This is a genomic window from Saccharothrix sp. NRRL B-16348 (assembly GCF_001280085.1).
Taxonomy (GTDB): Bacteria; Actinomycetota; Actinomycetes; order Mycobacteriales; family Pseudonocardiaceae; genus Actinosynnema.
This window is the reverse complement of the sequence record NZ_LGED01000200.1, coordinates 146,974-159,720: the sequence shown is the minus strand read 5'-3', so window position 1 is coordinate 159,720 and position 12,747 is coordinate 146,974. Positions and strand designations below refer to the sequence as shown.

Annotated in this window: 9 protein-coding genes; 5 read left to right on the top strand and 4 right to left on the bottom strand. The window is 67.6% G+C overall.

Features of this window, described 5'->3' with window-relative positions:
* The first annotated feature begins 183 nt into the window (after window positions 1-183).
* Window positions 184-1,785, top strand: coding sequence for a (2,3-dihydroxybenzoyl)adenylate synthase (locus ADK67_RS21735; protein WP_053718293.1), 1,602 nt, complete (start codon window positions 184-186; stop codon window positions 1,783-1,785).
* Window positions 1,786-1,825: 40 nt separating this feature from the next.
* Here the strand turns inward: ADK67_RS21735 and ADK67_RS21730 are convergent, their stop codons facing one another.
* Window positions 1,826-3,295 carry a salicylate synthase gene (locus ADK67_RS21730; RefSeq protein ID WP_082403663.1) on the bottom strand — a complete coding sequence of 490 codons (1,470 nt, stop codon included), beginning with the start codon at window positions 3,293-3,295 and terminating at the stop codon, window positions 1,826-1,828.
* Window positions 3,296-3,419: 124 nt separating this feature from the next.
* Here ADK67_RS21730 and aroF point away from each other — a divergent pair, with 124 nt between their 5' ends.
* Together aroF and ADK67_RS21720 are read left to right on the top strand one after the other, a co-directional pair.
* Window positions 3,420-4,478, top strand: coding sequence for a 3-deoxy-7-phosphoheptulonate synthase (gene aroF / locus ADK67_RS21725; RefSeq protein WP_331459333.1), 1,059 nt, complete (start codon window positions 3,420-3,422; stop codon window positions 4,476-4,478).
* 235 nt (window positions 4,479-4,713) lie between these two features.
* Window positions 4,714-5,058: a BlaI/MecI/CopY family transcriptional regulator gene (locus ADK67_RS21720; protein WP_053718340.1), complete on the top strand. Its 345-nt coding sequence runs from the start codon at window positions 4,714-4,716 to the stop codon at window positions 5,056-5,058.
* Window positions 5,059-5,144: 86 nt separating this feature from the next.
* Here ADK67_RS21720 and ADK67_RS21715 read toward each other — a convergent pair whose 3' ends face one another.
* The gene (locus tag ADK67_RS21715; protein WP_231648301.1) at window positions 5,145-6,644 is read right to left on the bottom strand and encodes an MFS transporter; all 1,500 of its coding nucleotides are present in this window, start codon (window positions 6,642-6,644) and stop codon (window positions 5,145-5,147) included.
* 220 nt (window positions 6,645-6,864) lie between these two features.
* On the opposite strand from ADK67_RS21715, the gene ADK67_RS21710 reads away from it, so the two are divergent.
* Window positions 6,865-8,835 carry an ATP-dependent nuclease gene (locus ADK67_RS21710; RefSeq protein ID WP_053718291.1) on the top strand — a complete coding sequence of 657 codons (1,971 nt, stop codon included), beginning with the start codon at window positions 6,865-6,867 and terminating at the stop codon, window positions 8,833-8,835.
* The gene (locus ADK67_RS21705; protein WP_082403661.1) at window positions 8,832-10,346 is read left to right on the top strand and encodes a UvrD-helicase domain-containing protein; all 1,515 of its coding nucleotides are present in this window, start codon (window positions 8,832-8,834) and stop codon (window positions 10,344-10,346) included. The genes ADK67_RS21710 and ADK67_RS21705 overlap by 4 nt, the downstream gene beginning before the upstream one ends.
* A 35-nt stretch (window positions 10,347-10,381) precedes the next feature.
* Here ADK67_RS21705 and ADK67_RS21700 read toward each other — a convergent pair whose 3' ends face one another.
* Window positions 10,382-11,497, bottom strand: coding sequence for a serine hydrolase domain-containing protein (locus ADK67_RS21700; protein WP_053718289.1), 1,116 nt, complete (start codon window positions 11,495-11,497; stop codon window positions 10,382-10,384).
* A complete protein-coding gene (locus ADK67_RS21695) occupies window positions 11,494-12,555 on the bottom strand; it encodes a PA domain-containing protein (protein WP_157620715.1) in 1,062 nt (353 codons plus the stop codon). Before ADK67_RS21695 ends, ADK67_RS21700 begins: the two co-directional genes overlap by 4 nt.
* Between the last annotated feature and the right edge of the window lie 192 nt (window positions 12,556-12,747).

Below are 12,747 nucleotides of genomic sequence, written 5' to 3'. Positions count from 1 at the left end.
TCAGCGCATCAGCCATGCCAACTTCCTACCACGCATCGGCCGCGACGTCTTCGGCCATTCCGTGGAATGCCGGAAATACTACAGGACCGTAGTGATCGGCTGCATATAATCAGTCGAGCAACTCACGTTTTACTACGGTTTTGTAGTCACCCGGATCAGCCGACCCTTTCAGAGGAGTGACTCATGCTCACGGGATGCACGCCGTGGCCGCAGGAGTTCGCGCAGCGGTACAAAAGCGCGGGGTACTGGCCGGACATGACGCTGGGGGACCTGCTCAGGCGCAGTGCCGACAGCTTCGGTCCGGAGATCGCGGTGGTCGAGGACGACAGGCGGGTTTCCTACCGCGCACTGGACCACCGCGTGGACCGGTTCGCGGCAGGACTGCGCGAGCAGGGGATCAACGCCGGAGATCGCGTCGTGGTGCACCTGCCGACCACGGTCGAGTTCATCGTGGCGAGCCTCGCGCTGTTCCGCCTCGGCGCGCTGCCGGTGTTCGCCCTGCCCGCGCACCGGTCGACGGAGATCGTCCACCTGTGCCGGATGTCCGACGCGGTCGCGTACCTGGTGCCGGACCAGTTCCAGGGCTTCGACTACGTGGCTCTGGCCCGCGTGGTGCAGCAGTCCTGTCCGACGGTGAGAACCGTCCTGGTCAGCGGCGTCTCTTCCGAGTACACCGCGTTCGCCGACGTCGACGCCGATCCGGTCGACCTTCCCCGGCCGGATCCGTTCGACGTCGCGCTCTTCCTGCTCTCGGGGGGCACGACCGGCCTGCCCAAGCTGATCCCTCGAACCCATTCCGACTACATCTACAACGCCACTGCCAGCGCGGAACTCTGCGGTCTCGACCAGGACACCCGCTACCTGGTCGCCTTGCCGGTCGCCCACAACTTCCCGCTGGCCTGTCCCGGGGTGCTCGGCGTGCTGGCCACGGGCGGTCGGGTGGTGCTGACCAACAACCCGTCGCCCGAATCGGCCTTCGCCCTGATCGAGCGGGAGAAGGTGACGATGACCGCGCTCGTGCCGCCGCTCGCGGCGGTGTGGACGGAGGCCGTCGAGTGGCTCGAACACGACCTCACCAGCCTGCGGCTCCTGCAGGTCGGTGGGGCGAAGCTGCCCGTGGAGGTGGCCCGCCGGGTGGAACCGGCGTTGGGCTGCCGACTCCAGCAGGTCTTCGGCATGGCCGAAGGGCTGCTCAACTACACCGAACTGGACGCCGCCGAGGACGTCATCCTGTCGACCCAGGGACGGCCGCTGTCACCGGCGGACGAGATTCACGTGGTCGATGACGAGGACAAGGACGTCGAGCAGGGAGCGATCGGGCACCTGCTCACCAGGGGGCCGTACACCCTCCGCGGCTACTACCGCGCGGATGAACACAACAAGAGCGCGTTCACCGACGACGGCTTCTACCGCACCGGCGACCTCGTCCGGCTGACGGCAACGGGTCACCTGGTGGTCGAGGGCCGGGTCAAGGACGTCATCAACCGCGGTGGCGACAAGGTCTCGGCAGAGGAGGTGGAGGAGCACCTGGCCGCTCACTCCGGGATCCGTGAGGCCGCGGTCGTGGCGGCACCCGACCCGATCATGGGTGAGCGGACCTGCGCGTTCATCGTGCCCAAGGAGGGCAAGGCACCGGATGTGCGGACACTGGCCGCCTTCCTGAGCGAACGAGGGGTCGCCGCCTACAAGGCGCCGGACCTGGTCCGCGTGGTCGACACCCTGCCTCGGACCGGAGTCGGGAAGATCGACAAGAAGGCCTTGCGACTGCAGGTGTCGGAGAGCTGACCGCGGTGGGGGCGCGAGTTCGCGCCCCCACCGCCGCATGTCAGGACTCCGGCTGCGGGCTGCGTGCGACGACGTACGGTGCGACGCTGCCCAGCTTCTCGCACGTCTCCTCGAACTCCCGCATCGGCGTGCTCTGCGCGACGATGCCCGCGCCTGCGCGCAACCACGCCCGGTCGTCCTGCTCGAACAGGGATCGCAGCACCAGGCAGGCATCCATCGATCCGTCATGGCTCACCATCAGCACCGAGCCCGCGTAGAGCTCACGCGGCTGCTCTTCGAGGTCGACGATCCGCTCATAGGCAGCGAGCTTCGGGATGCCGGAGGCCGTGACACCGGGGAACAGCGTCTGGAAGGCGTCCCAGGCGGTCAGGGTCGGCATCAACCGCCCGTCGACTCGTGAGCCCAGGTGCTGGACGCTCCCGCGCCGTTTGACCGTCATGAAGTCCGAGACCACGACGGAGCCGGGTCGGCACAACGGCGTCAGTTCCTCCACGGCGATCTTGACCGAGATCGCGTGCTCGTAGATCTCCTTCGGGTCGCCGAGCAGTTCCTCCCGCCGCGCGGTGTCTGCCTCCGGCGTGCCGTCGAGTGCTCGGGTGCCCGCGAGCGGCTGGGTGCTCACGGCGCCGTCGGAGTCCGCTTCCAACACGGTTTCGGGACTGAATCCCATCGCCCGCCTGCCGCCTTGGCACAGCAGGAAGGACCGCGCGGGGTTGTTGCTGCTCCTGCCCCGCAGGTAGGTCGCGACCACGTCGACCGGGAAGTCGATCGGCACCGTGCGTGACAGGATCACCTTCTGCAATCGGCCGCGCTGGATGTCGTCGACGGCTCGACCGACCCGTTCCTGGTAGCCGGCACGTCCCACAGACCTGACGTCCACCGCGGCGCTGTGCCCGGTGGGCAGCGTCTCGACCGGGCCGGTGACCAGGTCGACGATCGCACTGAGACGCGCATCGGTGTCGGCACGGATCGAGACCTGCTCGGCACCCAGCCGGACCTCGACGCGGGGGACGACCAACTCCATCACGTGTCGTGCGCCGAGGGTGTCAGCGAGGTCCGTGCCGAGGTAGGCGAACTCGAACGCGGTCCACCCGAAGGCGTTCCAGTGCTCGACGTCGAGACTCTCCAGCGCGTCGCGCACCGCGTCGAGCGGCCTGTCCCTCCACCCGCTGACCGACTCCCGCCCATCGGCCGAACGGGCGGTCACGTTGTGGCGGTCGAGCGACACCATACCGAGGACGTCACCCGCGAACCACCACTCGCCGCCGCGCTCGTAGACGAGGTAGTCGTCGAACAGCCCGGAACGGGCGAGCGCCCCGGCCAGACGCAGTGGATCGAAGGACCCTGGGACATCGCGTCGACGATATCGGTGCACCGAAAACCCCCTCGAGTTCAGGTGCCATTGACCGTAATCACCGTTCGTAAAGCACGTCAAGGCATCGACATTCTCGCAAGCAATTACTACGAAGACGTAGAGGAGGGCCGCGACTACCGTTTTGTAGAAAGCCATCTTCAACCAAACGGCGGGTTGCCCCGCTAACCATCGCCCAGCACACTGGACGCGGTCCCCGGTCATTTCTCCGGCGCGACCTGCGGGACGACCCGGAACATCGCGATGACCGAAACCGAAGGACGTGGTCGTGTTACTCGCGCGATTTCACCTCGGCACGACAAGCGAGAACCACGAGGAACTCGTGAACGCGCTGCACAGACGGGGCTACCACCCGAACCGCCGGACCCTGCACAACCGCACGGTGGTGTACGTGCCGAACACAGCGCCGACAGCGGAGCTGGCGGCGTTCCTCGCGGCCAACCCGGCCGTCGAACACGTCGAGGACGTGACGGCCACTCCCCCGCTGGTCAGCGCGTCCAGCACGGGGGCGCCCACCACGGTGAGGATCAACCGCACCGTGTCGTTCTCCCCCGGAGAGTTCGTCGTGATGGCGGGTCCATGTGCGGTCGAGAGCCCGGACCAGCTGGCGACGATCGCACACGAAGTGGCGAGAAGCGGCGCGACGGTGCTGCGAGGTGGGGTCTTCAAACCACGGACGTCGCCGTACTCGTTTCAGGGCCTCGGCGAGCGCGGGCTCTCCCTGTTGGCCGCGGCCGCGGAGGCCACCGGCCTCCCGGTGGTCACCGAGGTCACCGATGTCGCGCATGTGCAGAGGACAGCCGAAGTCGCCGACATCCTCCAGGTCGGAACCCGCAACGCGCAGAACTTCAGCCTGCTCAAGGAGGTGGCGCTCGCGGGCAGGCCGGTGCTGCTGAAGCGCGGCTTCGGCTGCACGGTCGACGAGTGGCTCCACGCGGCGGAGTACGTGCTGAATGAGGGCAACGCCGACGTCGTGCTCTGCGAACGCGGCATCCGCACCTTCGAGGGCGCCACGCGCTTCACCCTGGACATCAGTGCCGTAGCCCTGGTCAAGCACCTGAGTCACCTGCCGGTCGTCGTCGACCCCAGTCATGCCAGCGGACGCCGTGAACTCGTGGAGCCACTCGCCCTGGCAGCAGCTGCCGCGGGCGCCGACGGCATCCTGGTCGACGTCCACCACGAAGGCGCGGCCGCACTGTGCGACGGCGACCAGGCGCTCGCGCCCGATCAGTTCAGCCACCTCACCAACCGCCTGCGCGCACTGCGCACCGGTCTCGCCGCAGCGCCGGAGGCGAACCTCCTGGTCAGCGCCAGGGAATGATCAGCCGGCCACGGTCATGTGGTCGCAGAAGGTGTCCGTATACCGCCGGAAGTGGCACAGCCGGTACGCGAATCCTCATCACCTACTACTGTAGGTAGTCGGTTCGGCTCGTTCCACTCACCAAGTCGTACACCCGACCCCCCTGGGGTATGTTCACCCAGTAGTACACCCCGGACTGGGGCCGGAGGACGGCGTGCAGCAGTCGACCGCGCCGTCTGCGACGGAGGAGGTGGACATGCGCGGAGACCTGGAAACCAAGATCCTGGAAGTACTCTGGTCGACGGAACGTCCCTTATATGTCAGGGATGTCCTCTTACGCATCAACGAGCAGCGCGACATGCCGTTGGCGTACACGACCGTTCTGACAGTGCTCAAGCGGCTGACCGACAAGGGTGCCGCGATCCGCAAGCGGACAGGCCGCAGCTTCGTCTATTCCCCGGCCGCCGAGGACGAGGCGGCCTTGGCGGTAAGAGGTGTCCTCCACCAGCACGGCGAAGCCGCAGTGATGCACTTCGTCAAGCAGGCGTCGGCTGATCCACGGCTGCGCGAGGAACTCCGCCTCACCGCCAACATCTCCTGACCACGCTTCGCGCTCCACCTGCGAGATTCCAGCCGACGTGGCCCTGTCAGACAGACGTCCAAGGCAGGGCCGCGTCGACTCCCGCGCTAGTGGGCCATCATGGGACCGTGCGAGGGGTCAGGCTTCCCCGCCGGTAGGAGGACCACCGACAGCCCTGCGGCGACCAGGGCCGCAATGCCGGCGGCGAGGAACGCCGAGCCGAATCCTTGCACCTGGGCCGAGGCCTCGACAGCGCCCTCGACGCCCGCGCCCGCAATCGCGGCCACGAACGCGACACCGAGGGCTGCGCCGATCTCGTGCCCTGTGTTGACCAGTCCCGATACGACGCCTGCCATGCTGTGCTCGACGGCGGTCATCGCACTCGTGGTCGCGGTGACGAAGGTAGTCGCCAAACCGGCGCCGGCGATCGCGAAACCGGGGAGCAGGTGCACCCACGCCGACCCGTCCGCGGGCACGCGCGACAAGAGGAAGAACCCGACCGCTGCGACCGCGAACCCGATCCCGGCCACCGGCCGCCACCCGGACGCGGTGATCATGCGTGCACCGAGGTGCGCCCCGATCGTGATGACGATGGCGACCGGCAGGAACAGCAGGCCGGTCTCGAGCGGTCCCATGCGCAGGACGTGCTGTGCGTAGAGCGACGCGAGGAAGAAGCTGGCGATGAGCAGGCCCGCGGCGGCCACCATTACCAGGTTGCCCGCGATCACCGGACGCCGCCGCAGCAGGACCAAGGGGACGAGCGGTGCGGCCACCTTGCGCTCAACCACGACGAACAAGGCAGCGGCCAGGATGCCGACGCCCAGCGGGACCAACGTGGATACCGCTCCCCAGCCGGCACCTCCGGCATTGATCAACGCGTAGATGATGAGGCCGCCCGCCGCCGTGATCAGCACAGCACCTGCGATGTCGGGCCGCGAACCGTCGTGTGCACGACCGTCCACCTTGGACGCCGGAAGGGCGAGGAACACGGCGACGCCGACGGGGACGTTGATGAAGAAGGCCCACTCCCAGCCCGGACCCGCGGACAGCACGCCTCCGAGCAGTACCCCGATCGCGGCACCCGCGCCACCGATAGCCGCCCACACACCCAGCGCACGGTTGCGGTCGGCACCCGCGAAGGTCGTCGTGATGATGGACAGAGCAGCGGGCGAGAGCATCGCCGCTCCTACGCCCTGCAGCCCTCGTGCCACGACCAGCATCGTGCCGGAGATTGCGAGACCGGATCCGACGGACGCCAATGTGAAGATCACCAAACCGGTGAGGAAGATACGGCGCTTCCCCACGAGGTCCGCCAGACGTCCACCGAGCATCAACAGCCCACCGAACGTGAGCGTGTACGCGGTGACCACCCACGGCACGGCCGCCCGGTCGAGATCCAGGTCGGACTCGATCACCGGAAGGGCGACATTCACCACGGTGACGTCGAGGATCACCATGAACTGCGCGAGACACAGCAGCACGAGCAGCCGCCAGCGACGAGGATCCGCCGGTGCCTCACTGTGCCCGTGCCCGTGGCCGTGCCCATGTCCGTGTTGCGTGCCCGATGGCTGCGACACCGGATCTCCCTCGGTTAAGTCGAACACCACTGTCGAGCTACGGTACGACCGTACGCGACGACAAGTCAAACAGCACTGTTCAGTTTAAGTGCCGATGCCGCAGGTCTCCGGCGTTCACCGACATACCGACCCGCGACCGCTACACGCGGCTGCCGGGTCGGTTGTAACGACGGTCGGGTCGAGTCCGACGTCCCTGCTGACCTGTGGATGATCAGGTGCGGTCGGCGTGATGCGTGGAGGCGATCTCAGGGTGTACCTCAGCAAGTTGATGGTGCGAGGCTTGCGCGCCAGCGCCGAGCACGACTTGGAGGTTCGACTGCCCGGTCGGTTCTCCGTCCTGGTAGGCGCCAACGGTGCGGGCAAGACCACCGTCGCCGAGGCATTGCAACTTGCCCATCCGAAGGTCTTCCCACGCCTGGCCGGACCCAGCGCCGCCACGCTGGGCAACGGTGAGAGGTCGGTGGAGGTCGAGTGGACCTTCGCGCCCGAACTCGCGGACGAGAGCCCGCTCGGCCGGTCGATGCAGGCTCACGGAGGGAGGCCCACTCCGGGAGCGACCGCGGTGGGCTGGACCCGTGGGTTGCGGCGCGATCTGGGCAGGGTGTCGACAGAGTGGCTCGTGCACAGCGATCTGGCCGACTCGTTCCGGCTCGTGTACCTGCCGGCTGGACGCAATCCGGTCGACGAGCTCGCGCGTCGCGAGGCGCGAATCCTCGTCGAACTGCTTCGCGCACAGCAGCAGAACACGGGTAAAGGTCGCGACCTGGGCGGATTACGAGCGCGAGCGTCGCACCTGCTCGAACAGCTCACCGACGACGGACTCATCCAGGCCGTGGAACAGCGGATCGCGGACCATCTCCAGTCGTTGTCCGCCGGTGTGGCCCGCAACTGGCCTTACGTGCGCGGTCAAGTCATCGACGACACCTACTTGGCCAGGGTCCTGGAGTTGATGCTCGCGGTACTCGAAGGACGTGAGCACGCCCGACCGCTCGAAGTCTCGGGGCTCGGGTACGTCAACCTGCTCCACATCGCCGTCACGCTGGCGGCGATCCCAGACCAGCAGCGCGCCGCGAGAGAGGCCGAAGCTCCAACCGCCCCCACCGAGACGGCGACCACCCCGGAGGGCACCGCCACCGAACCGGCCTCGTCACCGTCGGAGTCGCAGGTGGCCGCCGAGGCGGAGGCCCGGCTGCTCCAGGCCCAGGCGGAGCGTGAAAGCGAAGAGGACTCGTTCTTTCCGTCTCGTCCTCTGCACGTCACGGTGCTGATCGAAGAGCCCGAAGCGCACCTGCACCCACAGCTGCAGCACTCCCTGGCGCGGTACCTGCAGCGGATCGTCCGCCAGCGGCCCGAGCTGCAGATCATCCTCTCCAGCCACGCCACCGACATCATCACCTCGTGCGCTCCCGAGGACATCGTCGTCCTCCGGCGTGACCGAGGAGGACGTCGCGTGTGCCGGGGCATCGCGCAACTCGACATCCCGGACCGCGCGGAAGTACTGCGCAAGACCAGGTTGCACCTGGACGCGAGTCGTTCGGCCGCCCTCTTCGCTGAACGACTGCTGCTGGTCGAAGGAGTCACCGACGCCGCCTTGGTCCGCGAGTTCGGCTGGGCCTGGGCGGGATCCGACATCGACAAGCAGTCGTTCGTCGACGCATTGAGCATCGTGCCGATGGGCACCAAGGTGGGCCCCTGGGCGGTACGCCTGCTCGCGACCCGCGGACACGAACTGTGCGACCGATTGGCCGTGCTGCGCGACAGCGACAAACCCCTCGACGAGCTACCCACACCGCCCTCATGGCTGACGGACGAAGCCCACGATCCGCTGGTGGTCAAAGTGGTGCACAGCCACCCGACGCTTGAACCATCGATCGTCGAAGGCAATGAGGCCCACATCGCGGTCGCCCTCGGGGAACTTGACCTCGCCGTACCTGATCCATTGGACACCGCTGTGATCCACGAGCTGTTCCGCAGCGCTCGCAAGGCCACCAAGAGCCGGCCGGCGACACCGCAGGGGCCGGGAGCACCCCGGAAGGGCGAGTTCGCGCTGGCCTTGGCCGCCCGACTCGCGGACCAGCGCTATTCCAACGCGGTGAGCTTGGCGGTGCCCTCGCACTTCGCGGAGATCTTCGACTTCCTCTACCCGACGCCGGTCACAGCCGCGGCCGACGCGCCTGGGGAATCGCCGGGTGAGTCGGTGGTCGAGGACGGACCGGAGTGACGCGCGAACCAGCGACGAGTGACGTGCGGGCGGCCGACCTCACCAGCCAGCAGGCCGTCGCCGGTGCCAGCACGGAGAAGCGCCTGTTCATCGACGCGGGACCCGGTACAGGCAAGACGACGGTCGCCGCCCAGCGATTCGGAGTGCTGCGATTCGCCCCCGAGGCACGCACCGATCACCGGGCGGTGACCGCCGTCAGCTTCACCCGTGCGGCCACCTGGAACCTGCAGCGACGGGTCAAGCGCATCTGGGGACCGGCCTCCCTCGGCTGGCCGCATCGCATCGTGACGCTGGATACGATCATGAACGACCTGTTGCGCGATCTGCTGGACAGCGGGCTGCTGCGTTGGCCGACCGGACACACGGAACTCACCGTTGTCGACAGTTGGACCGCTTTCGGCCGGGCCGAGTGGACCGACGAGTCATACGAGGTTGTCGTGGACTCCGGTGAGATCAAGTTCGTGGGCGTGCTGCGCCACAAGGCTTCGCGCGTACTGCTTGAAGTGATCGACAGCCGTCTCGAGGAAGGCATCTGTACGCATCAGGACGTCCGGGACGCGCTCGACGCCGCTTTGGAGGACACCGACATCGCAGAGCGAGTCCGCGCGCGGTTGGCAGAAACGACTCGTGCGTTGATCGTCGATGAAGTCTTCGATGCCAACGACCTCGACCTCAAGATCATCGAGTTGGCCGTGCAAGCCGACTTGTCGATCACCTTGGTCGGGGATCCGTGGCAAGCCCTCTACGTCTTTCGCGGCGCACGCCCTGAAGCGATCCCCGAACTCCTGGACCGCACGGGCACTCGCACCCTTGCGCTGACCCAATCCTTCCGATGGCGTGCCCCGTCCCAGCGGAAGCTCGCAGAGGACCTTCGAGCCGGACACGGCGTCACCCTGGACACGATCGGCCAGGCCATTGTCGCGAACGACGTGGACGTCGTCTTGGCCGTCATGTGGAAGCAACTGTGGACCACAAGCGATCAGATCCTGCCACTTGCGTTCCAGTCGTTCAAAGGTGGCGCCGAGGAGGCCGCCGCCACCCTCCTCCTGAATCACATGACCAGCACCGTACTCGGCCAGCCGGCCACCTACCTGGCCGACGCGCTTCTCGCCTTGGCCATTACGGATCCTGCGATCCCGGACCAGCTGCACGGTGAGCTCCAACGAGTCCTCGACCTGCTCGCAACCGGGGCCGCGTCCGTCAACAGCGCGTACGCAGAGTTGGCGGACATCATCAAGGACGTCTCTCCACGTCCGCTGCGGCGTGCTCACCCTGCCCACACCGGACGCTTGGCCGCCCTCGCCACACGGCTGGCCCGCGATGATCAGCCGGTGCTCGGACTCACGACGCACCAGGCCAAAGGTGGAGAGTGGGACACCGTGGGTGTGGCGTTGTCCGAGACGGAGCATGCGCGACTCCGCACGGGTCTTCTCCACACCGAGGAGATCGACCGGATGCTTTACGTCGCCTGCACCAGGGCGCGGCGTCGAACCGTCTTGGTCGGCGCATGAGGCGTGAGCTGAGTCGACGTAGACCGGCGACTCGCTCAGCGGCAAGTGACCTGGAGGTTGATGTCGTCACCCAGCACTGCGGCGATCTCGGCGATCCGGGAGTGATCGTGGAGACGGCGGGTCACGTAACCCACCGCGTGGTCGTTGCGCAGCGACCACCAGGCAGCCGACCCGCCGAATCCACCCAGGCCGATGAACGAGTCCGTGCGGAACAAGCCCAGCGTCCAGTTGACCGTCGTGCCGACGACCTCGTCGTAACCGCACACCTGGGACGTCAGGTACTCGGCGTGCAGTTCCGCCCCCAGCAGCCGACGGACCGGTCCGTCCTCGGCCGTGAGGCTTGCGTAGAACTTCGCCAATGCCGTCGCCGAGGCGTGCAGGCCACTCGCGCCGAACACCGCTTGGTGCCAGTCCGGCGAGTTCAGCCGAGCCGGGTCCAGCGCACCCGCGGGTATGGCGAGCGCCCGTTCGTAGGAGGATGCGACCTCAGCCACGAGGTCGTCGGCGCTGCCGTCGACGCCCAGTTCGAGCTCGGCCACGCGGTCCAGGTGACGCTCCGGAACGCCGAACCAGGCGTCGATGTCCAGCACTGGGCGGATCACGTCGGCGTAGATCTCCCCCAGCGACCGGCCCGTGGCCGCACGGAGTACACCGTCGATCAGGTGACCGTACGTCAGCGCGTGCTCGGCGAGGACCGATCCAGGCGCGGATTCCGCCGTGGCCTCCGCGAGCACCCGCCGCAGCCCTATGTCGTCCAAGAGGTCGACTTCGCCGGCTGACCGCGGGAACGCCGGCAGACCCGCCCTGTGGGTCAGGATCTGCCGCAGCGTCGTGCCCTCCTTGCCACCGGTCGCGTACTCCGTCCAGTAGGTCGCTACCGGTTCATCCAGTGACAGCGCGCCATTGGCGACCGCGGCAAGAGCCGTGAGCGCGGCGAACGGCTTGGACGTCGAGTACGTGGTGACCAGCGTGTCACCACGCCAGGGACGACTCCGCGCCACATCCAGCCAGCCACCGTTCAAGTGGACGACCTCGCGCCCACCAGCCCACACCGACAAGCTGGCACCGGTCTCCCGGCCTTCGTCGACCAGATCCGTGAAGACCTGGCTGACCTTCTCGTACCCGCTCGCGACGAACCCGTCGACACTCACGTCCGCACCCCCACAGACCTGACTCGGAATCGTCGATACGTTAACCCCCTAGGGGTATAGGTCGTCAAGGTGTCCCGACGGACCCCTGATCGGCCGTCGTAGTGGAAGACGTAGAGGCCGAAGTCGCGGTCGCCGGCGAGCACGTACTGCTCCCCCGTCTCGTCCCGCCAGACCTCGACGCCCCAGAAGTTGTTGCCTCCCTCGTCGATGAAGGCGCCCACCTCCCGGATGCCGTCGCGCCCGTACTCCACGACCCGCAGCCCGGCGGCGTAGTACGACAGGTAGGCGAGCTTGTTGTTCTCCGGGTCCATGGCCACCTCGTGGACCGACAGGTCACCGAACCCGCGCGCGTAGGCCGGGTCCTGCGCCTCGGGCACCGTGTAGGTGTCGAACTGCCGGATCGAGCCGGTCCCGGACCTGGGTATGTCGGTGCCGAACAGGCGCACGTAATCCCACCCGTCGAAGACGGACTGGATCGTGGTCGACTCGCCGCCGGCCGCGGGCGTCGGCGTGGTGCACGCGTTCGCCTCCGTCACACCGGGCACGCCCAGCAGCCGCAGGCCCGCGTACCGGTCGACGAACACGTACGGGATGGGACCTTCCGCGGCCATCGTGGACCCGCCCAGGCAGTCCGACCGGACGTTCTGGAACACGATCCCCGCCGTGTAGCCGGCGGCCATGATGTTGTCCAGCTTCGCCTGGAACGTGCACACGCCGCGTTCGACCAGGGCCGTGCCGGTGCCGGGCGGGAGCGCCGCGCACGCCTGCCCGACGTACGTGCTGCCGCCGCTGATCGTCGTGGTGTCGTCGATCGGCTTGGTGTAGGCCGCGGACGTGGCGTTGTACTCCTGACCGGCGTACGGGCCGGAGTCGATCCTCGCCGTGACGCGGTACGGGCTGAAGTCCTCGTCGGTGCCGATCATGAACTTCCGGTTCGGCGACAGCTCCGACTGGTGGGCGTTGCCCTCCGGCGCGATCCGCTGCCCCCGTGCCAGCCGCTCCTCGTCCAGCGCGGCGTAGTCGCTCTCCGCGACCAGGCCCGACGGGCCGACGCCCATCCCGACGTCATCGCGGTGCCGACCGGTCCTGACACCGTCGGAACGTGATTCGTGCTGGAACGGTGCGGTGGTCAGCTCCGAGCCGTGGTCGATGTCCGCGGAGGGCTCGTCGCGAACCTGTGGCTGTCGGGTGGCTGCGATCGGCGCGTGTGGCTGCAAGGATGAGCGCGGGGTCGATGTGGTCGGCCCTGT